Raw genomic sequence first — 26,484 nt, 5'->3', positions numbered from 1 at the left:
GTTCTTGGGAAAAGGAGGGCCACCGCTCCCCGAGTGGGGGCGGGTCCTCGTCCTGGTGACGGCGTGGTCAGCGGGGGTTCAGCGGCTGTGGCGCCGCTGGATGCCGTGATCGCTCAGCTTGCGCGCCATCTCCCGGGCGACCTCGAGGTCGAAGGGCTTGCGGAGCCACTGCAGGTCCGCCCGGCCAACGCGCTGAGCCACTTCCTCTCGGGTGATGTCCGAGAAGGCGCTGCAGATGGCCACCTCCAACCGGGGATCCTTTTCCAACATGTGGATAATGGTTTCCAGCCCATCCCAGCCCGGCGGCATCCGCATGTCCACGATGGCGAAGGTGTAGGGCCGCCCCTCCTCCAGGGCGCTGATGACCTTCTGGTAGCCCTCCATCCCCTGCGAGGCGGTGTCGATGGAGAAGCCCACGTCGGGGGACGAGGCGGGCGGGTTGGCCCCGAAGAGCTTCTTCTCGAGGTTGTCCAGGGACGAGGGGCGTGAGCGCTGTCCGAGCACCCGGCGCCAGACGTTGAGGATGGCGGGATCATCGTCGACGACCAGGATGCGCTGGGGCGCCTGTCCGTCCGTCTTGAGCCCACCCTGCGCGGATGAGCGGACACCTGGCCCGTGCGCTCCCTCCTGAGAGCCAATCATCCAGAAGGGGTGCGTGGGTTGCCACGGAAGTAGGGCCGGCGGGGTGCTGCTGTTCGCCATGGGGGTGTCCTCAGGGCCAGTCTACCCGGGTCCACCAGGGGCGACCATTCTGTGAGTGGGCAAGGCGGACGAAGGTCCGCTCGGCTCCTCGGCTGGGTACCTGGGGCGCCACCACCTCCCCTCACCCCGGGGAGCTTGCCCCCTTGGCGAGGGGGGAGCCTCTCCCAGGGGGAGGAGGAGTGGGGCTCAGTCTCCTTCACCTGTAATGGAGAGCGTGATGCTGCAACCCCTGTCCGAGTTGGACTCGGCTGTGATGTCCGTGGTGCTCAGCGTTGCCGTCAGCACCCGGCGGCCCTCGTGCAGCGACACCGCGCCCGAGGCGCTCAGGTTCAGCAGTCGCGACCGCTCGTCCGACTGGTTGGTGGAGCGCACCACGAAGGAGTCGATCCGGAACGAGCCGAGCACCTCCGAGCCATCCTTGGGACCCGGGGCGTAGACGTCACCCGCCAGGGGCACCTCGAGCTGCGTCGTCGGGTCGATGACGTGGAAGAGCGCTCTCCGCCCCTCATCCGTCTGCTGTAGCTGCACGGTGGGTGCGAGCAGATAGGGGCTGAAGGGACACTGTCCCATGGGAGTGGCGCTCTTCACGGAGTACACCCCGGAGATGTCGGGGCAGCCGTCGATACACGGCTCCGGGTCGGCGCCACAGCCGCTGGACGCCAGGGCCAGGAGTACGACAGGAAGGGAGACATGTCTCATGAGGCACGCACGCTGTGCATCTCCTCCCGTGATGCCACCCCAGGTGCCCCGGAAGAGCGCCCTGACCCCATGCTTCTGGACAGCCGGATAGAGTGAGGGCCCTCTGCCCGACACTTCCCGGAGCCCGTTTTGAGCGAGAAGCGCCATTCCTTCGTTCCCCTCGACTACCCCGCCGAGGGCGCCAAGGTGCCGGACCTCCAGAAGAAGCCCTTGCGCGAGGTGATGGTGCGCCGGTGACGCCCGCTTCGGACGAGACGCTCGACTCCATTGGTACCGCGGGCGTGAAGTTGTTGCAGCGCCGGAGCGGCTACCGCTTCACGCTGGACGCGGTGCTGCTCGCGGCCTTCGCGGCCACCGAGGGCCGGGACTCCGGAGGCCCCTTGCTGGAGCTCGGCGCGGGCAGTGGCGTGGTGTCCTTCTTGTTGGCGTGCCAGTTCGGCCTCGGGCCGGTGGACGCGCTGGAGCTGCAGCCCGAGGTGCATGCGCGGCTGGTGCGCGCCGTGGCGCTCAACGCCTGTGAGGGACGGGTGCGGCCTCTGCTCGGAGACTTGCGCGAGGCGCGCTCGCTGTTCGCCCCGGGCGCTTATGCGCACGTGGTGTCCAACCCACCCTTCCGCCCCGTGCAGGCGGGCGTGCGCAGCCCGGATGAGGAGCGCGCCCTGTCCAAGCAGGAGCTGGCGTGTGATGCGCCTTCGGTGGTGGCGGCTGCCCGGCACGCGCTGTCTCCAGGGGGACGGGTGAGCCTCGTCTACCCGGCGGCACGGGTGGCCGAGGTGCTCGGTCTGCTCGTGGCGGCGAAGCTGTACCCGGTGGCCCTGCGCTTCGTGCACGCCCGGGTGGAGGCTCCCGCCACGCGCTTCCTGGTGCACGCGGTGCGCGACAGGCAGCGGGGGCTTGCTGTGCGCCCGCCGCTCATTGCTCATGGCGAGGGCCCTGGTGGTTATTCGCCCGAGGTGGCCTCTCTCATGGAGCCACCCCTCGCCGAGCGCCCTCCCCAGGGCTGAGTCACGGAGGGGAGGACGGGGACGGATACCCTCACCCCGACCCTCTCCCGGGGGGAGAGGGAGAGGAGTTCCTCACGGTGAGACGGGGGGATACAGGTACTTGAGGATGTCCCCGAAGCGCGCGGCCCACGAGGCCTCGTTATGCCCGCCGCCCGCCACCTCGGTGTACTTCAGGTCGTTGTCGAGCACCCATCCCTCGCCCACCAGCTCGTCGCGCAACAGCCGCGTGGTCTCCACCGTCTCCTGGCCGCTGCCCCCCTCCTCGGTGCCGATGTCCAGCCAGATGCGCAGCGGCGGCTTCGCGGACAGCGCGTCCACCTTCGTGAGGATGTCGTTCTGGCCCCAGAACACCGAGGGAGAGATGACTCCCGCCCGGGTGAACTTGTCCGAGTGCTTCGTGCCCAGGTACATCGTCACCAGGCCGCCCAGCGACGAGCCCGCCATGCCCGTGAACTCCGCCTCCGGCTTCGTGCGGTACTCGCTGTCGATGCGCGGCTTCAGCTCCTCGAAGATGAACTGGCCGTACAGGTCCGCCCGGCCGCCGTTCTTCCCGTCCACCTCGGTTTGAGTCTCGTCCGGCACCTGCGTGTACTCGGGGCCTCGGTCCGAGGTGTTGTAGATGCCCACGATGATGAGCGGCTCCACCTTGTTGGTCTCGACGAGCTGCTGGGCCGTCTCGTCCACGCCCCACTCGCCAGCGAAGGCCGTGGTGGCGTCCATCAGGTTCTGCCCGTCATGCATGTACAGCACCGGGTAGCGGCGCGTGGTGTTCGTGTCGTAGTCCGGCGGCAGCCAGATGATGACGTCACGCTTCTTCAGCAGCGTGTTGGTGGGCGTCACGTCGCGCAGGTACTTGATGTTGCCGGTGAGCACCGGCACGGGCGGCACGTAGACCCTCCACCCGCCCACGGTGATGGTGACGCGGCTGAAGCCGCTCCCGGTCTTGTGGGTGTGGTTGGGGACATCCACGCCTCCAGCCGTCTGCTCCACCGTCTCCCAGGAGCCGCGCGTCGCCTTGAACTCGAGCGACGTGTTCGGGTCAAAGGAGAGCACCGTGGCGTAGCTGCTGTTCACCGCCTTGTAGAGCTTCACGCCCGCCCCGTTCCAGTTGCCCAGCTTCTCGTGGTTGCCGGACAGCCAGATGCTGTCGCCCGGCGGAGTCGTCTCCGGGACCGCGACCACGAAGGCCGTCTGCGGTTGGGTGGTGCCACCCTCGGGGCCCCAGCGCTCCACGCTGAAGCTCGCGTTCTCCTCGTTCTCGTGCGCTGTGAGGGTCTGCGCGGGCACCGCCGCTCCCGCTGCGTCGAGCGCCACGTGCGCATCCGGCGCCGTCATCCGGATGCGGTAGGTGAGCTCCTGGTTCTTGGGCATCCGCGCCTTGACCGAGAAGGTGGTGCCTCCCTGGAAGGTGAGCTCCAGGCCCTCCCCCGTGGGGCCCTTGAAGGCCGGATCCTCGCCCATGAGCAGCAGCGTGGCGTCCACTGGCGTCTCCAGCGGCACCGTCACGTCGAACTGCACATCGGAGTAGTTCTGTTCGGGAGGCGGCTGGGGTTTGGGATCGCAGCCGGCCAGGGCCGTCAGCGTGAGCAGGAGGAGAAGCGGGAGCCGCGTGGGGTGTGGGTGCGCCATGTTCGTGGGGGGTACAGTGGGTGGGGAACGTCAGAAGAAGAATCTGGCCAGGGCTCTCAGGCTGCCGCCGACCGCCCAGATGCCCAGTTCGATCAGGTCCACGGCGTCGTCCGCATGCCTCAGCTTGTCCGTGATGCGTGAATCCGAGGTGTTGAGGGTGACGGGTGGAATGGCGTTCGAGCGGTGCTCGGGTTTGTCTCGGGGCTGGGGCCTGGGGTTGAATCCACTCAGCTTCAGCTCGCTCATCAGCAGCCGGGCGGCCACCTCGGGTGCCACGTCCCTGCGCGAGCCGTCTGGCTTCTGCGCGCCGCGCACCGTGTTCTCCACGCACTCTGGGTCCAGGAGCGAGAGGGGCGCCTGGCAGCGCACGCAGGCCGTCAGGTTCGCCAGCCGGACGGGCTCACCACAGTCGGAGCACAGGAGCGTGTCCACGTGCTTGCGCAGCTCGGTGAGTTCCCGGGGCGTGAGGTCGCGGGCGATGCCCTTCTCACGCAGGAACTGGAAGAAGGTGATGAAGTGCCCGTGCTGCTGCGTACAGCGCGAGTACTGGAAGCGGTTGTTGCGCGCCATGTCATGCGCCATCTCCAGCTTCGAGTCGCAGCGCGGGCAGGACAGTGGGCGGTGGTCTCGGTGACGGCGCTCGCCGCTCCGTTCGTACAGCTCGCGGAAGAGCCGCAGGGTTCCACTCGGGGAGAGCTGAAGGCTCTCATGGGTGTCGAACCACAGACCACGGCAGGTGTGGCACACGTCCAGCGTCACCTGCCGTCCATCGCGGGCCTCGAAGGACTGCTCGGCCATCTGCCCCTTGCACTCCGGACACTTCATTGCACCTCCAGTGCGCGACGCATGACGTGGAAGACACTCTTCTTGTTGCCAAACTCGGCGAGCACCTGCTTCACGGGCTGGAAGCCCCTGCGCCGCCAGAAGCGCTGGCCCGCGGCGTTGTGCTCGGACACCGCCAGGCGCAGCCAGGCCGCGTCCCGCTGCAGCAGCCACCAGGTCAGCGCGTCCATCAACTTCGCGCCCAGTCCCTGGTTGCGCTGGTTGGGCTCGAGCACCAACAGGCCCAGGTACCACTCGCGCGGCTCCGGGTAGTCGCGGATGACGTCGATGGCTCCCACCAGCCGGTCCGCGCCATCGAAGACACCCATGCCGAACTTGTCGCCGAGCGTCTTTCCCGGAGGCAGGTCCGTGAGCAGCTCACGAATCATCTGCCCGGGGTCGGGCGGCGAGCCGTAGTGGAGCTCGATGTGTTCCAGACAGCGCTCGCCCAGCGCGCGGATGAGCGGTGCGTCCTCCTCGGAGACCCGCCGAATCCGGTGCTCTCCGACCTCGAACAGGACCTCTCCCCTCGGAGCCATCTTGCGCCACATGCGGCGGGCAACCCTAGCAGGTGAGTGGGGCTCCGGCCCACCCTGGCCCGCTCCATGCTTGGGCACGGCTCACCATGTCTGGACCGCATGACCTCTTTGCCCGCTACACCTTTGGCCATCCCGAGCGGGCCGCCGCCGAATTACGCGCTGTCCTGCCCCCGCATGTTGTCTCCGAGGTGGACTGGACGTCTCTGCGGCGAGAGCCCGGCAGTGTGGTGGACCCGGAGTTGAGGGAGACCGAGAGTGATTTGCTCTTCACGGCGCGCCTGCGCTCGGGCCAGTCGCTGCTGCTGTATGTGTTGCTGGAGCACCAGTCCCATGTGGACCGGTGGATGGCGCTGAGGATGCTGCGCTACGTGGTGCGCCAGGTGGAGCGCTGGCGCCAGGAGCACCCGAAGCAAGAGCTGCTTCCGCTCATCATCCCGCTCGTCATGTACCACGGGCCGGAGGGGGCTTGGACGGCACCGCGCCGGGTGGAGGAGCTCTTCGAGCTACCGGGCGAGGAGCGGGAGCGGTGGCGGGCGCTGGTGCCGCGCTTCGAGTACCTGCTCGATGACTTGACGACCGAGCGGGAAGAGGCGCTGAGTGCGCGCTCGGGTCCGCCCCTGGCCCGGCTGGCCTGGCTGGTGTTGCGCTATGGACGGACGGAGGAGCTGGCCCGGAGGCTGCCGGACTGGGGCATGCTCCTCGCGCAGGTGCAGGCGGGCCCCGAGGGGGCCGAGCATCTGGCGGTGATCATCCGCTACCTCACGTGGGTGGGGAACGAGGCCGTCCATGAAGGGGCCAGACGGGTGTTACATTCGGTGATGGGCAAGCAACGAGCGGAGGAGCTGATGCGCAGCTATGGCGAGCAACTCATCGAGCGCGGACTCCAGCAAGGGCTGGAGATGGGGCTGGAAAAGGGTCTGAAACGGGGCCGGGAGGAGGGGTTGACCCGAGGGCGTGCCGAGGATGTCCTGCGGATCCTCACTGCGCGGGGCGTACAGGTCGACCAGGAGGCCCGGCAGCGCATTCTCTCCTGCACGGACCTGGACGTGCTCGATCGCTGGTTCGACCGGTCCCTGAACGCCACCACCCTGTCCGAAGTCCTGGACGACCTCGCTCAGTAGACGCGGGAGCCCGAGGGGCCTCAGCCCACCCGGGCTCGGGGTCGGCGCACCTTCACCGCACCGCATGCCCGGGCATGACGCGCCAGGGCCTCGTCGAGCGCCGCGTCGTCCAGCTTCACGCCCTTCTCCCTCCACAACTTCTCCACACGCAGGACGCCCTCCTGCACCCGCGCTTCCAGCCTTCCCACGAGCTGGCCCCGGTGCAGCAGCGGGCACACGTACCAGCCCCAGCGGCGCTGCTCCTCGGGCTTGTACACCTCCCACACGTACTCGAAGCCGAAGAGCTGATTCACCAGCGCGCGGTCCCATAGCAGCGGGTCCAGCGGGCCCAGGATGCGCATGCGCTCGTCCGGCGCCGTCACGGGCCGCGAGCGGAAGCCCGTGGGTGCCAGGTAGCGCCGGGGAGAGCCGGGCAGCGCCACTTCCTCTAGCAGGCCCTCGCGCACCAGGGTGTCCGGCAGCGGGGAGGTGCGCACGGGCGACAGCGTGGACCAATGTGGGCCGCTTACGCGGGAGAGCAGACCCGCGGCCTCCACTCGCTCGGCGAGGGCCCAACGCGCGAAGCTCTCGTCGCCTGTGTGGCCGGCGTGGGCGCGCGCGACATCCGGCAGGGCCCGGTGCGGCACGTCGTAGCGCTTACCGCCGGGGCCACGGCCGCACACGACAATCTCACAGCGCGTCCACAGCACCTCGAGTGCCATGGACGTGGCCTTGCTCGTGCCCTTCCACCCACTCCAGTCGAGCGGCTTCACCGCGCCATGGTCGGTCAGCTCCGCGGCCGTGAGAGGGCCACGGGCCTCGAGCTCCTCCAGCACAGCGCTCAGCACCTTCTCGGGCAGGCGCTCCAGCCGCGTGGCGAGGCGCCACCAGGGAGTCTCCAGCGAGTGCTCGCGGTAATGGGGAAAGGAGCTCGCGGGGAGGATGCAGCGCTCCTTGGCCCAGTGCTCGAAGGCGTGGCCGGGGTAGAGGTGGCGGTACACGTCCCCCTTGGAGATGCCGTCCACGCGCGCGAGCGCCACCAGGTCCGCGTTGGTGCCGATGACGTCGAGCGGATCCAATTGGATGTGGCGCAGGTGGCGCAGCAGCGCGCGCACGCCCTTGGCGCCCTCGGGGTAGGCGGGAGTGGCGAGCCCGAGGTGGCTGACGAGCCAGGCGCGTGCCTCATCGAGAGGCAGCGTCACCGCGGGAGGAAGGGTTGTCTTGGGCATGGGAATCGCAGGGGCTGCTCTCGTCGGAGGCGGCCTCGTTGGTTACGCGGGGGGCGCGGAGGGGCGGACACGACGCCAGAGGACCGAGGCGCCATGGAAGGCCAGGGCCAGGATGACAGCGGCGATGGCGATGCGCGGGTTTTCGAGTCCGCCATCCATGTCGGCATGGAGCAGGATGAAATTCATGACGCTCCATCTTAGGCGGTTGAACCTGTCTTGTAAGCGGGCAGGCCCAGCGGTTTGTGGTGGGTCATTCCCGCGTGGTGTCCAGGTCGCTCACGCGCACGAGCTGTCCCTCGTCGAGCGGCCAGAGGGAGTCCGAGCGGCGCACGGCCAGCGTGTCGCGGTAGGGAAGCCAGTCGTCCCAGGGTCCCTCATAGGACACGAAGCAGCGATGCATGAGGAGCTCGCGCCGGGCCTCGATGGGCAATTCCTGTCTCCCGCCCGTCTCGTTCTCCAGGCAGGAAGGAGCCGCCAGATCGTACCGCTCGAACGCGTTGAAGATGACGTGCTCGCGCTCCTCGTAGTCGAGCCGGAACGAGGTGCGCCAGCGTGAGTTCGAGCCCCATCCGTGTGACAGGTCCTCGACGTCCCGCCTCATTCGCTGGTGGGTGAAGTAGAGCCGGGAGCGATCGGCGATTCCCTGCCGGATTCGAAAGTCCGCATGGCAGAACACATCCACCGCCGAGCGCGAGAACACCAGCTCTCCAAACAGCAGCCCCGGCCAGTAGCGTTGCCCCAGCTGGATTCCTTCCGTGGCCTTCAACCAGTTGCCCACCGAGACGATCTCATGCCGTACCGGGCTGAACCGTCCTCCCTCGAAGGGCTCGAACCCGAGCGCCTCGAAGAAGCGCAGGTACTCCCGCCGAGAGACACGCAGCGGCAGCAGCAGGTGATCATTCACCACCGAGAGCGCGAAGAGCGTCCAGAGCTCCTCATCGGACGGTTCCTTCACGGACCGCCGGTGTCTGTAGCGCTGGAGTGGCTCGAGTAGCTCCACGGCGCGCGGGATGGCCGGCAGCAGCACGTCCTCGAAGCAGTGGGAGCCCTCGTAGTCCGTCAGCAGCTCGTACAGCTCCCGGAAGCTCTCGAGGGTGTCTGGTGTTGGCGTGTCCATGCTCGGGCTCTCGTCTGTATCAAGGGCTGGACTGGCGCAGCGAGTCCACGATGAACGTCTTCAGCGCCCGCGCCGCCGCCGTCAGGTACTCCTCGCCCCGGTGTACCAGTGCCACCTGGCGCCTCGGGCCTCCCTTCGCCACCTCCACCACGTCGAAGTCTCGCAACGCGTTGTCTCGCGCCATCAGCCCCGGCAGTAGCGCCACGCCCAGGCCCTTCTCCACCATCCGCCTCAGCCCCTCCGCGTTGTCCATCTCCACCGCCACCCGAGGCTTCACTCCCCTCGCCTCGCACGCCGCCTCCAGCGCGTACGTGCCCGCCATGCCTGGAATCACCACCAACGGCTCCTCCACCACCTCCGTCAGCGCTACCGGCCTCTTCAACTTCGTCAGCCGGTGACCCCGTGGCACCGCCAGCACCAGCTCCTCCTCCCACAGCTTCTGCGCCACCAGGTCCACCCGCCTCATCGGCAGGTTCACGATGCACAAGTCCAACTCGCCGCTCGCCACCCGTGCTTCCAGGATGTCGTGCGTCCCCTCGCTCAGCCGCGGCAGCACCTCCGGGTAGCGCTCCTTGAAGGCCCGCACCAGCTCCGGCAGCAGGTACGTCCCCACCGAGTGCAGTGTCCCCAGCGACGCCATGCCCCTCGGCGTCGTCGTCAGCGCGCCCAGCTCCGCCGTCCCTATCGTCAGTGCGTCCAGCGCCCGCCTCGCGTGTGCCAGGAACCGCTCCCCCGCGTCCGTCAGCACCACCCCTCCCGGGGTCCTCACCAGCAGCCGCACCCCCAGCTCCGTCTCCAGCGCTTGAAGCTGTCTCGACAGCCCGGGCTGTGACACCCCCAACTGCTTCGCCGCCACCGTGAGGCGTCCCTCCCGCGCTACCTGCACGAAGGCCTTGAGCTGTTCCGTGTTCATGCGCTTTCCGCATCCACTCTATGCGCAGGATGCGGTTTCCGCATGCCCCCCCGCCCGCTATTCCTTAGCGTTATGGACGCCAGTGTCTCCTCCGAGCTTCAGCCCGCCGCACGCCCCGGCACCGCCCGGCGCCTGGCCACCACCGCCGTGCTGCTCGGCCTCGTGGTCTCCGCCTTCGAGGCCACTGTCGTCACCAGCGCCATGCCCACCCTCACCCGGGAGCTCGGCGGCCAGCACCTCTACTCCTGGGTCTTCTCCTCCTACCTCTTCGCCTCCACTGTCGGCGTCCTCCTCTTCGGCAAGCTCGCCGACCACCTCGGCCGCAAGCCCGTCTTCTCCGCCGGCATGGGCCTCTTCCTGCTCGGCTCCGTCCTCTGTGGTGTCGCCCACTCCGTCCCCGCCCTCATCGCCTTCCGCGTGGTGCAAGGGCTCGGCGCCGGTGCGCTCCAGCCCACCACCATGACCATCAGCGCCGACCTCTACACCCTGCGCGAGCGCGCCGCCGTCCAGGGCCTCTTCACCGGTGCCTGGGGCGCCGCCAACGTCATCGGCCCCCTCATCGGCGGCTGGCTCGTCATGCACGCCTCCTGGCGCTGGGCCTTCCTCGTCAACGTCCCCGTCGGCCTGCTCGCGCTCGTCATGCTCCACGCCTCCTACCGCGACCCCGCGCGCTCCTCCGCCCGTGTCGACGTCTGGGGGCCTGCCCTCACCGGTGCCTCCCTGGGACTGCTCCTCTTCGCCCTCGAGCGCGGTGGTGCCTCCAGCCTCCGGCTCTCCTTCGCCCTTGTCGCCTGCGTGGGACTCGTCGCCGTCGTGCGCCAGCAGCGCTCCTCCCCCTCCCCCCTCATGCCCCTGCCCCTCCTGCGGGACCGCACCGTCCTCTGTGGCGTGCTCGGCGGCCTGCTCGCCGGCGGCCTCCTCTACACCACCATCGCCCTCGTCCCCCTGTGGATGACCGAGCACGGGGACCACAGCCCCCTCATGTCTGGGCTCGCCCTGGTGCCGCTGCTCGGCGGGTGGGCCTTCGGTTCCACCTTCGGCGTCCGCGTCTTCCTGCGCGGCGGCCTCCGCGCCAGCGCCGGGGGCGGGTTCGCCATCTCCCTGCTCGGCGCCTGCCTGCTCGCCCTCGGCGTCTCTCTGGATTGGGGCACCGCCGCCGTCTTCGTCAGCCTCGGGTTGATGGGCCTGGGCCTCGGGCCCGCCGCCTCCACCTCGCTGATCGGCCCCCAGACGCGCGCCCCCTGGCACCACCGCGGCATGGTCACCAGCTCCATCTACGCCACCCGCATGCTCGGCGGCTCCTTTACCCTCGCGGCCCTGGAGCTCGTCCCCGGCGGTTTCCCCGTGCGCTTCGCCCTCATCGCCGCCCTCGCCGGCATCGCCGCCCTGGGGCTCGCCCTCTTCGCCCCCGGCCGCGTCGTCACCGAGGTGGAGGCCTCCCCCTGAGCCCGCTCCCGGCTTCCCGCTCGCCTCCCCTCCTGGCTCCCGGGCGGCATCTCCCGGACAGTGGGTTTCTTCGCTCCCGGGCCCCAGACGCGCCATGATGCGCCGCCATGGGAAGCACGAGGCATTCATCGAAGCGGCTTGGGGCCCCCCTGGCGTTCCTGCTCGGGGCGCTGCTCTCTGGCTCTGCCGCGCGCGCCCAGGACGCGAGCACCCCGGACCCCCACCCCCCGGAGCCCGCCACCCAGGCCGCGACTCCCGCTCCCGCGCCTACGTCCGCCCCTGCCCCCGCAGCGCCCGTCGAGCCGGAGATCACCCACTGTGGTGACACGCAGGTGGGCACTGGCGAAGGCATGCTCCGGCCGCTCGGGCAGGGCTTCTACGCCGATGGGCGCCGGGTGCGCCGCGGCTGCACCCTGCTGCTGCAACGCCCCCTGAAGAACCGCCCGCCGGTGCCCTTCGCGCCGGACTCCTTCCGCCCCATTGGTTGTGGCTTCTTCCGCTACTCCACCAGCGTCTATTGGGGCCGGCCCCTGAGCGAGGAGGACCACGTGAACGAGCCCACCGGCCAGCGCGCCGATGTGCTCACGCGCGTGGACCTGGCCGACGCGGAGACCTTCGAGGTGGACGCCGATTGCCGGCCGCGCGATGCGCGCTTCTTCTATCTCAACCACACCGAGCGCTCCGAGCTGCCCGCCTTCGTCGGCGTGCCGCGCGGAGATGGGCAGGGGTATGAGGAGCTCGGCTGCGGCTTCGTCCGCTACGAGGGCCGCATCTTCTTCGGCGCCCGGCTTGTCGAGGGCGTCCATGCCGCGTCCTTCACCCCGGTGCTGGGCCGGCTACCCTACATGGAGTGCGGCGCGGGCATGTATGGGAAGGACAAGTCCAAGGTGTGGTGGCAGCACGTGCTGCTGCGCGGCGCCAAGGCGAAGACGTTCCGCGTCCCCAAGGACGAGAACCCCGAGTTCCGCATTGCGTGCAACGGGCGCCGCTCGTTCCAGCTCGACGCCGTGGACAAGAAGCCGAATCCGCTCTGCCGCGGCGCCAAGAAGCCCGTGAAGAAGCGCGGCAAGTAGGGCGGCTTCATGCGAGGGGCGTGCACGGCGCCCCCGTGTCTGGCCAATCCGAGAGGTGGATCGGAACCGCTCATGTCTTCACAAGTCTTTCTCATCCTCTGCCTGTTGTTGTTGCCGCTCCCGATCCGGGCAGCTCCACCTGAAACCGTGGAGCCGCGCGTCGCGGTGCTGGAAACCGTGACGGTGAGTGAGCACCACAGCTCTCCCCACCGTGGACTCGAGCTCGCCTTCAAGCGTCTTCCGCCAGACCCCTCCCTCGCGGGTTTCTCCGTGGAGCACGCGCGAGCATTCGTGGCGGCCCTGGAAACGGAATTCCGGGCGCCCCACTCGGAGCCCTGCTACTTGGCAAGACTCTCGGTGGGCGCGGTGCTGGCGGGTGCTCCGTGCGGGCTACCGGCGAACGCGCAGCGCTCGGCTCTGGAACGATGGGTGCGCGATGGCTACGAGGAGCTCTACGGTCCTTCCTCGATGGCGCTGCCATCCACGCTGGAGGACAGCCGGTGGTTCAGAGCACTCAAACTCTCGCCCCGCTACATGGATGACGGCGTACGCGACGCGGCCATGGAACTGCTCAGCTCTCCCACTGTCGCGTATTCCATGGCCCTGTCCATGATGCTCTATATGACGGCATGGGCGATGCCCGAGCCTGTCTTCTCCAAGGCGTTCGCCGCCGCAGTGACCCTTGGGCTGTTGATGACCTACAGCGCGGCGGAACTCTACAACGTGGGGATGGCCTGCCTGAATCTGTACCGGGAGGCAGAAGCGGCGAGGACCCCGGAGCAGTTGGAGGCGGCGGCTCAGCGCTTTGGCAGGGCAATCGGGGGAGTGGGATTTCGGGTGTTGATAACGGTGGCGGGGGCGAAACTGGCCAAGGGGCTACCGGAGGTACCCAAGGGAGGAATGTGGGCGCGCCTCTCGCCTCCGCGTTTTGCTTTCGCGGGAGGAGGAGGCGGTGCCCGGGGTGGTTTCTCGGTGGGGGCGGGGACACGCGCGCAGGTGAGCGTGGCGAACGGTACGGTGCTGCTCATGGGCGTGTCGGCGAACACGGCCGCCTCCGCGGTCTCGGCGGCGGCAGCTGTGTCACGGACGACAGGGGCTTGCCGCGAGGAGTCAGATAAAGGTGACGCGAAGGGCCACCACATCGCCACCAACAAGAACGACACAGCCGAAGTCAGGGGCGGCCCCTGGACTCCGCTGTTCGAGACGTTCTTCAAGCGGGCCGGCATGCACCTTGATGAGCCCGCGAACATCGTCTATCTCGTTGGTCATCAGGGTCCACATCCCGAGGCCTATCACCAGGAGGTCCATGATCGGCTGAGCGATGCGTTTTCAACCTGCCAGACCAGGGCCGAATGCAAGCGCAAGCTCATCGAGGCGCTTGATAAGCTTGCAGGAGACATTTGCAGGCCAGGATCGATGCTTTACAAACTCCTCACAAAGAAACCATGAGCCCTCAAGCCAGATACTTCCGCCTGACGGATAACGTGCACATCGCAGGGCGCTGGTATTTGGAAAGCCCGATGGATGGACAGGGAGAGGATATCTTCCCCTGGCAATTCCTGCAGGCGAAGATTCTCAAATGGGAAAAGCCTCTCGTCGTCCCCTTGTACCGGCCGGGACGTGCACTCGACTTCAGCCAGACTGGCCTCAACTTCGTTGTCGTCAACGAGCGTTTCGTTTCCCTCTGTGAGCGGTTGGGCATCCAAGACGAAGTCCAGTTCATCCCGGCACGGGTAGAAGAACACCCCGAGCCCTACTTCGTCCTCAACACCCTCCGCATCATCAAGTGCGTCGATGAGGCTCGATGCGAAGAGTTCTCATTCTGGGGTCCCGAGGACGGAGAGCCCGAGAGAGTGGGCCACTACCGACACGTCTCCGGGCTGAAGGTGGACCCCGAGAAGATAGGGGATACCAGCATCTTCCGCCCCTGGGGCTGGCTGGTGCCCCTCATCGTCTCCGAGCGCGTCAAGCGGGCCATCGAGGAAGAGGGTTTGATCGGCCCCAGGTTCATCGAGGTCTGAACGTCCGGCGTGCTCACGGGTTGGAGAACAGGGTCGGATCCTCCAGCGGCTCCGGCATCACCCACAGCGCCGCGGGCTCTCCGTAGCCCTTCTCGAAGGAGTCGAGGATCGGCGGCCACCGGTCCCAGAACGTCGCCCAGCCGTACTCCGTCGGCGGCGCGGTGATGGGGTTGCCGTCCCGGTCCTCATGGGCATACGCGTAATCCGCCAGCGACCACTTCAGCGTACCGAAGTGCACCACCAGCATCGGTGTCATTGTCCTCATCACCTCCGGGCGTGACACCTCGTCCGCGTGCGCTTCGGCCGATGTGAAGGCTCCCTGCACCGCGTCGTGCTGCTCCCTCCAGGCCAGGTAGTTGTTGGCTATCGCGATGAGTGCCTCGCGCTCCGTGCTCCCGTTTGTGAGCCTCGCCCGCTCGTACAGCGCGAAGGCCGCCACCACCAAGCTCCTTCCCTCCATCCCCGGGAAGAGCTCGTCGAAGGCGTGTGGCCTCGGTGTGTCGTGAGCGTGCGCCCGCGCGTAGTCGTAGGCGAGTCGCGTCTCCTCGGGCCTCGCCCCGGCCAGCGCGAACTGTGTCAGCACGCGCTCGGGTTCCATCTCTCCGGTTCCCTGGCGCCACTCCAGGTACGCGTTCGCAGCGCCGCCAATGTCCGCGAAGATGGCCACGTTGCCCCCATGCAGCGTGCGCTCCAGCGTCCGCACCACCGCCTCCGCCTTGTCCAGCGGCAGCATCCCCGGTGCGCTCCAGTACAGCGCCGCGAGGCGCGACGCGGTGGTGGTGAGCGTGCGTGGATCCGCCAGTGCCTCGCCATTCATCCCCGTGGTGAGTGCGCCGAGCGTCGCGGCCACGTCGGTCGGCAGCCCCTGCACCAGCAGCTCCAGGGAGAGCTGTTCCACCGACAGCCGCAGCGTCCCCGTGAGGCCCACCCGCTCGAGTGCCTCCAGGACGGACAGCGAGGGCCGTCCCCGGGCCGCGTCGAGAACACGCCTTGCGAGCCCCGCGCTGAGCATGCCCTTGCCCGCAGCCTGTGAGGCGTGGGGTGCGAAGGCGAACCAGTTGGGGCGTACTCCGCTCGTACCTCCAGGCTGGAAGTCTGGGTCCAGCAGCGCCTGGAAGGCATTCGCGAGCTGGATGTAGCCCTCGGTGATGCGGCGGTTGTCTTCTAGCGTGGTAGCGCCTTCCGCAGCGCGCGCCGATGGAGCGGACAGCAGGGTACTCAGCAACAGCACGGTGAGGAGGCGCCCTCCCTGGGGCGCGCGCGACGAGGCTTCATTCACGATGAGGCTCCCGGTGTGAATCAGGGGGGGAGGCCAGGGTAGTCATCGTCAGCGAAGCTCCAACCCCACCCCCTCGCCAGGCACCTCACCCAGACATCTAGAGGACACGCCGGCCTGCGCCCGGTTCGTTGGAATCCGCCGAACGTGAAATGCCAGGTTTTGGATGAAAACCTGGACATCCCGGAGGCGGCTTTAAACATACCGTCCATTATGGTAGCTGCAACTCTTGGGGCGTATACCCTCACCCCGTCCCTCTCCCGGAGGGAGAGGGTTTAACCTGGGAACCGATACACCCTCACCCCGTCCCTCTCCCGCAGGGCGAGGGGATGTTGGGGGGATATTGGGGCCACGGATGATTGGGTCAGTCCTCCACTGGGCGGAATCGTGATGCCGCCCACGTGGCGTCCACCGCTACCCATGCCTGCATGTCTAGCACGCTCGTTCCGGCTCAGCCCGGTGCTCCGAGCTCCCACGCTCCGTCGTGCCAGAAGCACGAGGACAGCACGTTCTCTACTTCCGGCTCCTCGGGCCCATCGGACAGTGGCAGCCCCAGCGTCTCGGCGAACGCCAGGTCATAGTCGAGGAAGACCGACTGCAGCGCCTGCGGGCACGACTCCGGGTACACCTTGAAGGGCACCAGCTTGTCGTCGTCGGAGATGGCGAGCAACTGCCGCGCAACCACTCGCCCCCGGGAATCCCTCGCGTAGAGGACTCGCTTGTTGATGTCGAGCACCACCGCCGCCGCTGAGTAATCACAGATGCCATTGAGGCCCAGGCAGCTTCCCACGTGCGTCCCCAGCCGCAGCGCCTCCAGCGCGTCCTGCTCGAGTGACAGTGTCACCTCGCCCAGTCCCGGCACCTCGCGGCGCAGCACTACTCCCTTCAGCCAACTCTCCCGCTCGACCCGGGGGTGCCGCGCGAACCAGGCCCTTGAGACAGGGTGATGCTCGATGAAGTCCCTCTCCCCTTCGAAGTAGCGCGCCAACAGCCGGCGCAGCGCTCGCCGGTTGTCGTGGACGAGGTTCGCCATCTGCAAGGCGTGTCGGACGCGTTCATCCTTCGTGTCGGCCTGCATCCTGCCTCGCAGCCGCTCCAGCACCCTCCGGGCGAGCACCTGGAGCCGCAGCCGTGTCCGTTGTGTCGAGGCGACGCGCAGTGCCCTCGCCCACTGTCCCGGAGGCAGCTCTCGTCCCTCCTCCAGCGCGAGCCTCGCCTTTCTTGGCAGCGGGCTCTCCACTCCCCCCACGCAATGCTCTCGCAGCAGGACGGCCAGCTGCTCGGGAGGCAGTTGGAAGGGATCCTCGCGCACCAGCGGGTGCCGGGCGAACTCCGCCAGCAGCGGCAGGGCCTCATGTCTCCACAGTGTTCCCAGCAGCCGCGCCGTCCTCGCGAGCGTCTCGGGACAGGACTCGAAGGCGTCGAGCACCAGGCCCACGTCGTGCTCCACCAGCCACTCCATTCCCTTCCCCGCCAGGGTGGCCAGGTCTTCCCGAGCACAGCACTCGTCGAAGCGCAGGAAGCTGCGCTCGGGTGCCGCCAGGAGCCGCTCTCGGACTCGTGGGTCCGGGTGTTTCACCAGGGCTTCGAGCACGTAGGCCAGCCGGTTGTCCCCGGAGAAGGGCGGCCTGCACACGCGCCCCGCCAGGGCCAGGCTGGTGGGCACCAGGTACGAGGACACCTCCCATGGGCTCTCCCCATTCGCTACCAGGCGGCACATCATCTCGACGCACCGCCGCTGATGGCTGGCCGGCGTGCGGCTCAGCTGTTCGAGCAGCGCGGGCAGGAGGCGGCGCGCCATGCTCCACCAGCGCAGGCGCTCCGGGCGCCCCTCCAGGCTGTACCAGCCCAGCGTGCTCAGCAGCGTCACCAGCGCGTAGGCGGCCTCTGGCGTCAGGCTCATCCAGGGCACGGAGGTGAGGAGCTCGGCGAAGCCCGGCAGCTCCCCACACAGCGACCACAGTGAGGGGAGCGCCCAGTGCCCGCGGGTCTCCGGCAACAGGTGGACGAAGAGTGCATCGAGGCACTCCTCTGGCACCGGGCCCGCCGCTGAGGGCAGATGCATGCTCAACGAGGCATCCAGGCCGTGTGCGGCCAGCAGGCGGAAGCCGCTCAGCAGGTAGTCACTGGGGAGGCCCGCCCCGAGGCCCCGCAGGTAGTCCCATCGCCACGAGGCTCTCCGGGTAGCAAAGGCCTCGAACTGGAGGTCATACCGGTCCGCGCTGAACGGGGTCACGCCTGGCTTCACCAGCTCCGTGAGCAGCTCCACCTGCGTCTCCGGCCCAAGTTGTGCGGCTACCTCCAACCAAGGCAGCCCCTGCTCCGGGCCCCAGCGGAGCAGCAGCCGTGCCGCCGCTGTCAGCACCGCCGGGTCGGTGTCGATCGCCAGCCTCCCGCGCAGGGCCAGCAATCGGCTGAAGCCGCGCTCCGGGCCTCGGCTCAAGAGGGCTCCGAGCCGGATGAAGCTGGCGGGCAGCTCGGCTCCGCGGGTGTCGAGCAGGCCATGGTGATAGGCCAAAGCCACGTCGGCCCGGGCGGGGGAGGCCAGCGCCACGGCCACTCGTTCCAGCCGCTCCCGCGAGTACCCCTCCTCCTCGAGCTGACGGACGGCCTCCGTCACGTGGGGTCGCAGCGGCTCGAGCAGGGCTCCCAGGGTCCGGCGGTGAAGGAGGTGGGGACGGACATCGAGCGCCTCGGGCTGCGGACGTTTCGGCGGCTGATGGAGGGTGCCTCGGTAGCCGCGCGGGTGGGCCGCCGTCCTCCGGTGAGGGGCCGGCGGAGGCTCCAGCCACGGGTGCTCCAATCCCGGCGGCGGTGTTCCATCTCCAGGCTCGGTGGTCAGGAGCACCTGGAGCACGCGCGTGAGTGTCTCGGCGGTTGCCCCTCGGGCTCGGGCCAGGCTCTCCCATGCGCCCAGGAGGGCGGTACGTCCGGGTACCTCGTTCTCGGAGAGGGTGTGCAGGGGCAATCGCAGCAGTCCGGCGTCCTCCCCCTTCTCCGACAGGGCGAGCGCCATGAGCCCCTCGGGCTCGCGCAGGATGCAGATCAACCGGACGTGAGACACGCTGCGTCACCTCGGTGTCACAGGCTACTTCGTCCGACCCTGCTCCCGCAGCCCCAGGTCAGTGGCAGGTGCCCCGGCCCTGGTCCAGGACTCCTCCTTCCACCGGGAGGAACTCCCACGTGTACGCGCCGTCCTCCAGCGTCAGCTTCATCAACCCGAACGTGCCTGCCTTGCGCACCTCGCTGTTCGGCAGCGTCGGACCGAAGACGTAGAGACTCATTCCTCCCCTCCCCACCACGAACTGCCGCAGGCCCCGCTCGGCATTCGCCACGCCCTCGGGCGTCTGTGGCGCAAAGCGCTTCTACCTACTGGACACGGATTGAAGCCTCTCGTGACGCTGCCTTGTTGGCGGCTCAGTCTGGCAGCTTGAGCGTCACGGTCTGCGTCTGCACGTGGCACTCGTCCTCGGTCACCGAGACTGATTGCCGCGCGGTGCGCTGGCCGTCCGCGCTCGTGGCAGTGATGACGTAGTCGCCCGGCTGTTCGTAGCCCGTCACCCACGTGTCGCAGTTGCCCTGCGCCTGCTCGCTGCCGTTGCACAGCGCCTGCTGCTCAGCGCCTCCGTCCAGCGTGAAGGTGACGCGGGCGTCCCTCTGCGGATTGCCCTTCGTGTCCACCACACTCACCTGCACCGAGGCGCGTGCCTCCAGCGTGCAGAAGGTCTCGTCGGGATTGCTACAGGCGGACAGCACGGCGGACAGGGTGAGGATCGCGGCGATGCGCATGAGGGCTCCTCTTCGTGGATGGGGCAGACCCTCACCCTAACCCTCTCCCAAAGGGAGAGGGGATTGCCACGGTCACTCTAGGCGAGGCCCAGTCTTCCCAACGTCACCTCGCGCACCTTCTGGATACGGAAGCGGTAGAGAAATGCGTCCGCGAAGTAGTGCGCCAGCACGATCGCGTTCGTCACCGTCACCCCCAGCGTCCACAACGGCTCCTGGCGCAGCAGGAAGTCCGTCGCCGCCCCTCCCGTGCCCGCGTCCACCAGTGGCACGAAGGGACTCTGTGCCACGCCTACAATGATGAGCGGCAGCATCACCCCCACCATCGCCGCCCATACCGCTCCCCCTCGCAGCTTCGACTCCGCCTCCCTCGCCGTGGGCTCCAGCATCCGCCCCGTCAGGAAGAAGTACTCCAGTCCGTGGATGCCCGCGCTCAGCACCACTCCCCACGCCGGCCACGCCAGGTACACCGCTACCACCACCGCGTGACCCAGCACGTACAGCCGCCTCGGGCCGCTTGTCCCTGACTGTCCTCGCAGTGCCGCTACCAGCAGTCCCGCGAACACCGCCCAGACCGCCAGCAGCACCCACGTGGTGCTGTACGGCAGCGCCCCTCCCTCCGCCTGCCCCACGTTCACCAGCGGGAAGTCTCCGGCCCTGCTTGTCATTGGCACCGCCAGCGTGCGCACCATCATCAACACCAGCGCCAGTGGCACGAATACCCGCTGCAGCCGGCGCTCGGCCTCCGAGAGCGAGGGGACTCCGGCCACCCGCGCCTTCAGCCCGTGCAGCGCCCAGAGTCCCTTCACCTGCGACAGCGTGTGGTGCGCCGCCAGCAGGTGGATGCCCGCGGACAGCAGCAGGTTGAGCTGCGGCGCCTGCTCGCCCGCGTACCAGAGCAGCGCGAAGCACAGCGCGAACACCGCCGCTGAGCCCCCCACCAGCAGCCTCGCCTGTGTGGGCGTGGTGTGCAGCAGCTCGCGCCGTACTCCCACCAGCAGGAAGGTGAGGATGACGTGCGTGCCATTGAAGAGCACGTACTGTGAGGCCCACCGCCCGAGGGCCCGCGAGTACCCGTCCACCCCCTCGCCCGTGGTGCCCGCCAGCCACACCGAGAAGAGCGTCAGCAGCGCTGGCACCAGCAGCAGGCTCACGTCCACCCGCGGGGAGAACAGCCACAGGCCGTCGAAGCGGACGGTCGATGCGGAGGGGGCCGCCGGGGGAGCGAGTGCGGGAGCAGGATGGGACATACCGCGCCCATTATAGGCGCAGGCCGCCGGAGTGCCTCGGCTGGCAGGCTCACTCCTCCCGCTCTTCCGGCCTCAGGGTGAACTGGCGGGGATGGCGCAGGACGTAGGTGCGCCCTTCGCGGACGAGCTCGCCCTCGCATCGCACGGGCCGTCCCTCCAGGTGGGCCCTGACGGCCGCCGGGTAGTCATTGGCCTCCAGCTCCAGTCGTACCTTACGAAGACTGGCGTCCACCACCCCCGCGATGGTGATGGTACCCGCGCTGGCTCTCTCGTCCCGCTCGAGCCGGATGACGAGCCCCTCCAGCTCGAAGTCCTCGCGCGGTGCGCTCGCCCGGAACATGCGCGCGGCCTCGCGCAGCACGGGGGCCTCGTCCGCTGCGAAGGCCACGTGCCGCTCCTCGAAGCCGGGGCGGCTCGGTGCCGCGCTCACGGTGACCTCGCACGTGCGCGCCCCGCTGCGCGACACCAGCCCGGCGAGCGCCTCGCACAGGTTGGCGCTCACCCCCAGGGCCACTTCTTCCTCGAAGGGCTGGAGGGTTGCGCTGGAGGCCGCTCGGAGGGCGGCACGGTGCGCACTCGCGAGCGAGGCGGCCAGTGTCGAGATGACCCGGCGCTCGAAGGGCTCATCGGGTGCGGAGCGCGGAATGCCCGGCTGGGTGAGCGCCGGTGGTACCGGAGAGCGCACCGTCACCACGTAGCTGCCTCGTGCTGGAGGCGCGAGTTGGACGGTGGTGAGGTACTCGAGCGCTCGCGCGGGTTTCCGGGTGGAGAAGACCGGGCGTGGACCCACCGCCGCACACGCCGCGGCGAGCAGCACCTCCCTCACGTTCTCGTAGATGTGCACCCCCTGCTCCACCGCCACGGAGTGCTGATCAAAGGTGGGACCCACGAATCGGAAACGGATGGTGTCCGTCGTGGCTGCCGCCACGTCGTCGAGGAGCTCTGAGATCGGGCGGGCCTCGGCCGCCTCCAAGGTCGAGAGCACCTCCGCCATCCGCGGCAGGTAGTCACCCAGGGTGGGGTCCAACGGCAGGAGCAGCTCCAGCTCCTCCCGGCCCCTCTTTACAAGCCAGACAGAGGCGCGCTCGCCCAGACGCTCGGCCTCCCACCATCCCCTGCTCCGCAGATAGGCCGCCAGTTCCAGCGGGCGCAGCGCCCTCAGGCTCTCCTTGTCTGGCTTCATGGCGCCTCTCCCCGGTCGATGCGTTCCATCATCCTCTGCAGTGCTCCCGGGCTCAGCACCTGGAGGCGTGGAAGCACGACGGTGATTGTCCCCAGATTGGTGGTGGGTCCGTGTCCTCGCAGCGATACCCAATACGCGCAATGGCGTAGCGCGAGCTCCTGCTCCGACTGCGCGAGCCAGTCATCCAGCCCGGTGGACAGGCGGACGACGAGGAGCACCCGTGGCACCAGCAGGTTCGTCTCCCGGAGTTGGTCGTAGTTGCGCAGGCCCAGAGAGAAGTAGACGCCGTCCTCCCGCAGCACCTGGGCCGAAGTGCACTTGAGCTGCACCTCGACACGTGGCCTCCGGCGCAGCACTTCCGTTCCTCGCGCCGCGATGCCCCAGTCCACGCTGTCGTCATCGACCTCGGGTCTGTACAGCGTAAAGCCCGCCACCGCAGCCACGGCGCGCAGGTAGGCCTCGCCGAACTTCTCCTTGCGCTGGTTGATGTCCATCCCCTTCCCCTGCCCCTTCCACCCGACACCACCGAACCTCGAAAGTGGAGTGTATAGGCTGCCCTCGGCCCACTCAAGCGGTAGGGTTCGCAGCGCAGATTTCCTCTACCTCACTCCTTCGCGCCCGCCCGGCTGCTCCGCCGTCGAGCGCTGGACGCCTGGACACGCATTTCTCTGGATGTGGCTCCGGCGCCCTTAAGATGCGCCCCCTCATGCGCTCCCGCTCTCTTGTGCTCTCCGTCCTCGCGCTCTCCGCTCTCGGTGGCTGCGCGACCGCTCGCGCCCCCGCCGTCGCCGAGTCCGAGACCGTCTCCCTCTCCCAGCCCTCCGAGGAGGGCTCCGCTGGGAGTGCTCCGGCCTCCGCTCCCGCTGCGGCCCCGGCTCCAGCGGCGGCGGCTGCTCCGGCGGCGGCTGCTGCTCCGGCTCCCGCCGCCACGGCCGAAGACCCTCACCCCAGCCCTCTCCCAGAGGGAGAGGGAGTTTCGGCTGACTCGCTCTATGCCCGCGGTGTCGAGGCCCTCAAGGTCAAGGACGCCCCCGCTGCCATCGCCGCGTTCTCTGCCTGCACCCGCGCCGCTCCCTCTCGCATCGACTGCCACTGGGAGCTCGGCTGGGCCTACTCGCTCCTCAACCGCTGGTCCGATGCCCTCACCGAGTGGACCTCCGTCCAGAAGCTCGACCCCAACTACCCCGACCTCGAGGACGCCCTCACCCAGGCTCGTGGTCAGTCCTCCCTCCAGCAGAAGCTCGCCTCCGCTGATTCCAAGTCCGCTCCCCGCGCCGCTCCTCCCAAGGACGCTCGCGTCCGCATCCGCGCCGTCGGCGATGTGATGCTCGGCACCGACTTCCCCGAGGGTCTCCTCCCCCCCGATGACGGCGCCTCCAGCCTCTCCTCCGTCTACGGCCTCCTGCGCGACGCGGACCTCACCTTCATCAACCTCGAGGGCCCCCTCTGCGACAACGGCGAGACCAAGAAGTGCCGCAAGAGCGGCAACTGCTACGCCTTCCGCACCCCCACCCGCTACGGCAAGTTCCTGAAGGAGGCCGGCGTCGACATCGCCTCCACCGCCAACAACCACTCCGGTGACTTCGGCGAGCTCTGCCGCCGCGAGACCGAGGCCACCCTCGACTCCCTCGGCATCCCCTGGAGCGGCCCCGCTGGCTCCGTCGCCACCGTCGAGCGCAATGGTCTGCGCATCGGCATGGTCGCCTTCCACACCTCCGCTTCCTGCAACCACCTCAACAACACCGCCACCGCCACCGCCCTCGTCCGCCAGGCCAAGCAGAACCACGACCTCGTCCTCGTCTCCTTCCACGGCGGCGCCGAGGGCTCCAAGGCCCTCAACATCCCCAAGGGTCGTGAGCTCTTCTTCGGCGAGGACCGCGGCGACCTGCGTCTCTTCACCCACGCCGTCATCGACGCCGGCGCTGACCTCGTCCTCGGCCATGGGCCCCACGTCGTTCGCGCCATGGAGTTCTACAAGGACCGCCTCATCGTCTACTCCATGGGCAACTTCGCCACCTACGGCTCCTTCAACCTCAAGGGCCCCCAGGGTCTCGGCATGGTCGTCGATGTCGAGCTCGACTCCCTCGGCCGCTTCCGCTCCGGCCGCATCCTCCCCACCAGGCAGGAGGGGAAGGGCATTCCTGTCCCTGACTCCGCTGGCGACGTCATTCCCCTCGTGCGCCGTCTGACCTCCGAGGACTTCCCGGAGACTGGTGCTGTTGTCGGCGCGGATGGCTCCATCTCGCCTCGCAAGGGCCCCATCGCCACGGGCGCGCAGTAGGGGCTTTCGAGTGGGGTCCGCCGGGTAGGAGAACAGGGGCGGATACCCTCACCCCGACCCTCTCCCGAGGGGAGAGGGAGTGATGCGCTGTGCTACTGCGTTCTTCCGAGCGTCCGGGGTTGTTTCCCCCGGGCGCTTTCGTTTTTCCAGGGCTCAGCGCGGCACGACGCAGATGGCCATCACGTCGTGCATCTCGATGCCCGGGTTCCTGTCCTCCTCTCCCACCACGGGCTCGGTGAAGAAGGCGTCGTGGTGCTCGTCGTCGTACTGGTTGCGGAAGACGGCCACCCCCGAGTGGACGAAGTGCGCCTTGATGGGTTTGTTCGGCCCCTCGGCCTCTCCAACGTCCTCGCTCCGCCACTCGCGGACCGTGCGCTGGCGGCAGGGCGATGTACACCGCTTGCCCTCACACAGCGCCTTCGGGCTCCACGTCACCGTGCCCGCCCCCGCGTTCTTCGCCACCGCGTCCTTCCTCGTGAAGCCGTACTCGCGCAGCAGCCCGGCCAGGCTCTCCGGCGGCGCCTTCCAATCCAGCGGTGCCTTGAACTCCGCATCCGCCCGCCCGAGCTCGGCCCAGGCCCGCGTGTCCTCCTCGGCGGATCCGGGGGACGCTGGCTCCGCCACCGTTCGGTGGGGCACCTCCTTCCAGCCCCCGCGTGCGTCCACCACCAGCCAGCCGAACTCCACCGTCATGAAGCGGTGCGCTCCCTCGCGATTGACGGTGTAGCGGGTTCGGAAGAGGACCGCTCCCTTCCGCGCCGCCAGTGGCGAGAGCTTCACCTCCAGTGTCGAGGGCCCCGTGGCTCCCGCCGTGTCAGCGGCCATCACTCCCAGCAACAGCAACAGCTTCAGCGCGCGTGTCATGGCGCGGCAGCCTCGCCCGTCCCTCTCTCCTGAACCAGCCCACGTGGGCCCGTGGGTATCGGTTCTTGTTTGTGTTCATATGAGTTCGCCGCCACTGGAGGCTTCCCGGGTGTCTGCCCAGCCAGTGAGCGGCCATGCACTCGGGCTCGTGTGCGCAGGTGCCCACCGAGCACGCGTCACCCGGGTGCGTTACAAGGGACGAGCCGTGACTGCCCTTCACTTGTCGCGCTTTTCCTCGCTCCGCGCCTTCGGGCACCGGAACTTCGTCTACGTCTGGTCCGGCGCGCTCGTCTCCAACATCGGCACCTGGATGGAGACCCTGGCCCTCGGCGTCTTCGTCACCACTGTGACCGGCCGCGCCGAGGCCACCGGCGCCATCGCCGCCCTCACCTATATCCCCGCCCTCATCCTCTCCCCTGTCGCGGGCGCCCTCGCGGATCGCTTCGACCGGCGCGTCTACGTCGCCGTGGGCACCTTCGTGCACGCGCTGCTGGCTGGCATCCTCACCGTGCTCGCCTTCACCGGCCACCTCACCGTGCCCGCCGTCGCCGTCATCTCCTTCCTCAACGGCTGCACCAGCACCCTCACCAACCCCGGCTTCTCCGCCCTCATCTCCGAGCTCGTCCCCCCCGAGGACCTTCACAGCGCCGTCAGCCTCAACTCGGCTCAGTTCAACCTCGGCCGCATCATGGGCCCCGCCCTCGCCGCCATCGTGCTCGGAACCCATGGCATCGCCTGGGCCCTGCTCGTCAACACCGTCTCCTTCGTGGCCGTGCTCGTCGCGGTGTCACGCGTGCGTCCCGCGGCCAGGGTCAACGCCCTCTCCCGCGAGGAGCTGTGGCCCGGCATCGTCCGCGGCGCTCGCGTCGCCCGCGAGGACGCCGGCATCTTCCTCGCCATGATGGGCACCCTCGCCGTGTCCGCCCTCATCGCCCCCTTCATCGGCCTGGTGCCCGTCTACGCCATCCGCGTCTTCCACGAGGGCGCCGCCGCTACCTCCCTCCTCGTCACCTGCCAGGGCGTCGGCGCAGTGCTCGCCGCCGTCATGCTCGGGCCCCTCATCGCCCGGCTCGGCCGCCAGCGCGTCCTCGAGGCCTGTCTGCTCCTCATCGGCGTCGCGGCCACCCTGTACTGGCTGGCGCCGACCCTCCACCTCGCCGCGCTCGCCATGGTGGGCCTGGGCTGGTTCTACATGGCCACCCTCACCGGCCTGAACACCTCCTGCCAGCTCCGCGTCCCCCGCGAGCTCCAGGCCCGCATCCACAGTCTGTACAGCATGATGCTCGGCGTCGGGTACGCCGTGGGCGTGTGGGCTCAGGGGGCTCTGGCTGACCGCGTCGGCGTCCGCTTCGTCACCGCGAGCTGCGCTGTCCTCTTCGTCGCCCTCGTGCTGTCCCTGCGCCTGCTCCGGCCCCATGCCTTCGACGCCACGGAGGCCCCCTCCAAGCTCGTCCCGGCCGTGAGTCCCAGCAGCTCCGTCCGCATCGAGGGCTCCGGCGACTTCTGAGCGGGGCGCCTGGGTGCTCCCTGATGGGGCGCGTTCCGGCCTT

Annotated in this window: 25 protein-coding genes; 8 read left to right on the top strand and 17 right to left on the bottom strand. The window is 68.7% G+C overall.

Going from position 1 to position 26,484, the window contains the following annotated elements:
• Positions 1–78: 78 nt before the first annotated feature.
• Positions 79–702, bottom strand: a complete 624-nt coding sequence (locus OV287_RS55070; protein WP_267542120.1) for a DNA-binding transcriptional response regulator — start codon at positions 700–702, stop codon at positions 79–81.
• Positions 703–888: 186 nt separating this feature from the next.
• Positions 889–1,401, bottom strand: a complete 513-nt coding sequence (locus tag OV287_RS55065) for a hypothetical protein (RefSeq protein ID WP_267542119.1) — start codon at positions 1,399–1,401, stop codon at positions 889–891.
• A gap of 233 nt (positions 1,402–1,634) precedes the next feature.
• Here OV287_RS55065 and OV287_RS55060 point away from each other — a divergent pair, with 233 nt between their 5' ends.
• Positions 1,635–2,405, top strand: coding sequence for a tRNA1(Val) (adenine(37)-N6)-methyltransferase (locus OV287_RS55060; protein WP_267542118.1), 771 nt, complete (start codon positions 1,635–1,637; stop codon positions 2,403–2,405).
• Between the two features lie 72 nt (positions 2,406–2,477).
• On the opposite strand, the gene OV287_RS55055 is transcribed toward OV287_RS55060, so the two are convergent.
• The 3 genes from OV287_RS55055 to OV287_RS55045 are packed head-to-tail and all read right to left on the bottom strand — an operon-like array spanning position 2,478 to position 5,395.
• A complete protein-coding gene (locus tag OV287_RS55055; protein WP_267542117.1) occupies positions 2,478–4,034 on the bottom strand; it encodes an alpha/beta hydrolase-fold protein in 1,557 nt (518 codons plus the stop codon).
• Between the two features lie 30 nt (positions 4,035–4,064).
• On the bottom strand, positions 4,065–4,859 hold the full coding sequence (locus OV287_RS55050) for a zf-TFIIB domain-containing protein (RefSeq protein ID WP_267542116.1): 795 nt from the start codon (positions 4,857–4,859) through the stop codon (positions 4,065–4,067).
• Positions 4,856–5,395: a GNAT family N-acetyltransferase gene (locus OV287_RS55045; protein ID WP_267542115.1), complete on the bottom strand. Its 540-nt coding sequence runs from the start codon at positions 5,393–5,395 to the stop codon at positions 4,856–4,858. The genes OV287_RS55050 and OV287_RS55045 overlap by 4 nt, the downstream gene beginning before the upstream one ends.
• 86 nt (positions 5,396–5,481) lie before the next feature.
• On the opposite strand from OV287_RS55045, the gene OV287_RS55040 reads away from it, so the two are divergent.
• A complete protein-coding gene (locus OV287_RS55040) occupies positions 5,482–6,516 on the top strand; it encodes an Rpn family recombination-promoting nuclease/putative transposase (protein WP_267542114.1) in 1,035 nt (344 codons plus the stop codon).
• Between the two features lie 20 nt (positions 6,517–6,536).
• On the opposite strand, the gene OV287_RS55035 is transcribed toward OV287_RS55040, so the two are convergent.
• From OV287_RS55035 to OV287_RS55020, 4 genes are all read right to left on the bottom strand, one after another.
• Positions 6,537–7,724, bottom strand: a complete 1,188-nt coding sequence (locus OV287_RS55035; protein WP_267542113.1) for a winged helix-turn-helix domain-containing protein — start codon at positions 7,722–7,724, stop codon at positions 6,537–6,539.
• 42 nt (positions 7,725–7,766) lie between these two features.
• The gene (locus OV287_RS55030; protein WP_267542112.1) at positions 7,767–7,910 is read right to left on the bottom strand and encodes a hypothetical protein; all 144 of its coding nucleotides are present in this window, start codon (positions 7,908–7,910) and stop codon (positions 7,767–7,769) included.
• A 64-nt stretch (positions 7,911–7,974) separates the two neighbouring features.
• Positions 7,975–8,841, bottom strand: a complete 867-nt coding sequence (locus OV287_RS55025; protein ID WP_267542111.1) for a hypothetical protein — start codon at positions 8,839–8,841, stop codon at positions 7,975–7,977.
• A gap of 19 nt (positions 8,842–8,860) precedes the next feature.
• On the bottom strand, positions 8,861–9,754 hold the full coding sequence (locus tag OV287_RS55020) for a LysR family transcriptional regulator (RefSeq protein WP_267542110.1): 894 nt from the start codon (positions 9,752–9,754) through the stop codon (positions 8,861–8,863).
• Positions 9,755–9,796: 42 nt separating this feature from the next.
• Between OV287_RS55020 and OV287_RS55015 the strand changes: the two genes are divergently transcribed.
• From OV287_RS55015 to OV287_RS55000, 4 genes are all read left to right on the top strand, one after another.
• Positions 9,797–11,200 (top strand): MFS transporter, encoded by a 1,404-nt coding sequence (locus tag OV287_RS55015; protein ID WP_267542109.1) that lies wholly within the window; start codon positions 9,797–9,799, stop codon positions 11,198–11,200.
• A gap of 107 nt (positions 11,201–11,307) precedes the next feature.
• Entirely contained in the window at positions 11,308–12,273 is a 966-nt protein-coding gene (locus OV287_RS55010) for a hypothetical protein (RefSeq protein WP_267542108.1), read from the top strand.
• Positions 12,274–12,345: 72 nt separating this feature from the next.
• On the top strand, positions 12,346–13,722 hold the full coding sequence (locus OV287_RS55005) for an AHH domain-containing protein (RefSeq protein WP_444546337.1): 1,377 nt from the start codon (positions 12,346–12,348) through the stop codon (positions 13,720–13,722).
• Positions 13,719–14,294, top strand: a complete 576-nt coding sequence (locus tag OV287_RS55000) for an imm11 family protein (RefSeq protein ID WP_267542106.1) — start codon at positions 13,719–13,721, stop codon at positions 14,292–14,294. Before OV287_RS55005 ends, OV287_RS55000 begins: the two co-directional genes overlap by 4 nt.
• A gap of 13 nt (positions 14,295–14,307) precedes the next feature.
• On the opposite strand, the gene OV287_RS54995 is transcribed toward OV287_RS55000, so the two are convergent.
• From OV287_RS54995 to OV287_RS54965, 7 genes are all read right to left on the bottom strand, one after another.
• Positions 14,308–15,573, bottom strand: coding sequence for a hypothetical protein (locus OV287_RS54995; RefSeq protein WP_267542105.1), 1,266 nt, complete (start codon positions 15,571–15,573; stop codon positions 14,308–14,310).
• A 448-nt stretch (positions 15,574–16,021) separates the two neighbouring features.
• Positions 16,022–18,634 carry a hypothetical protein gene (locus OV287_RS54990; protein WP_267542104.1) on the bottom strand — a complete coding sequence of 871 codons (2,613 nt, stop codon included), beginning with the start codon at positions 18,632–18,634 and terminating at the stop codon, positions 16,022–16,024.
• Positions 18,635–18,692: 58 nt separating this feature from the next.
• Positions 18,693–18,854, bottom strand: a complete 162-nt coding sequence (locus OV287_RS54985; protein ID WP_267542103.1) for a hypothetical protein — start codon at positions 18,852–18,854, stop codon at positions 18,693–18,695.
• 133 nt (positions 18,855–18,987) lie between these two features.
• Positions 18,988–19,359, bottom strand: a complete 372-nt coding sequence (locus OV287_RS54980; protein ID WP_267542102.1) for an Ig-like domain-containing protein — start codon at positions 19,357–19,359, stop codon at positions 18,988–18,990.
• A 77-nt stretch (positions 19,360–19,436) separates the two neighbouring features.
• Positions 19,437–20,606 carry a hypothetical protein gene (locus tag OV287_RS54975; protein ID WP_267542101.1) on the bottom strand — a complete coding sequence of 390 codons (1,170 nt, stop codon included), beginning with the start codon at positions 20,604–20,606 and terminating at the stop codon, positions 19,437–19,439.
• Positions 20,607–20,655: 49 nt separating this feature from the next.
• Positions 20,656–21,789: a hypothetical protein gene (locus tag OV287_RS54970; protein WP_267542100.1), complete on the bottom strand. Its 1,134-nt coding sequence runs from the start codon at positions 21,787–21,789 to the stop codon at positions 20,656–20,658.
• Positions 21,786–22,283: a DUF4365 domain-containing protein gene (locus OV287_RS54965; RefSeq protein WP_267542099.1), complete on the bottom strand. Its 498-nt coding sequence runs from the start codon at positions 22,281–22,283 to the stop codon at positions 21,786–21,788. The genes OV287_RS54970 and OV287_RS54965 overlap by 4 nt, the downstream gene beginning before the upstream one ends.
• Before the next feature lie 212 nt (positions 22,284–22,495).
• Between OV287_RS54965 and OV287_RS54960 the strand changes: the two genes are divergently transcribed.
• A complete protein-coding gene (locus OV287_RS54960; RefSeq protein ID WP_267542098.1) occupies positions 22,496–24,070 on the top strand; it encodes a CapA family protein in 1,575 nt (524 codons plus the stop codon).
• 153 nt (positions 24,071–24,223) lie between these two features.
• On the opposite strand, the gene OV287_RS54955 is transcribed toward OV287_RS54960, so the two are convergent.
• Positions 24,224–24,934, bottom strand: coding sequence for a hypothetical protein (locus tag OV287_RS54955; RefSeq protein ID WP_267542097.1), 711 nt, complete (start codon positions 24,932–24,934; stop codon positions 24,224–24,226).
• Between the two features lie 205 nt (positions 24,935–25,139).
• On the opposite strand from OV287_RS54955, the gene OV287_RS54950 reads away from it, so the two are divergent.
• Entirely contained in the window at positions 25,140–26,441 is a 1,302-nt protein-coding gene (locus tag OV287_RS54950; RefSeq protein WP_267542096.1) for an MFS transporter, read from the top strand.
• Positions 26,442–26,484: the final 43 nt, after the last annotated feature.

Origin of the sequence: Archangium lansingense, from assembly GCF_026626635.1 — a bacterium.
In the GTDB taxonomy this organism is placed as follows: Bacteria; Myxococcota; Myxococcia; order Myxococcales; family Myxococcaceae; genus Archangium; species Archangium lansingense.
This window is presented reverse-complemented; position numbering and strand designations above follow the sequence as displayed.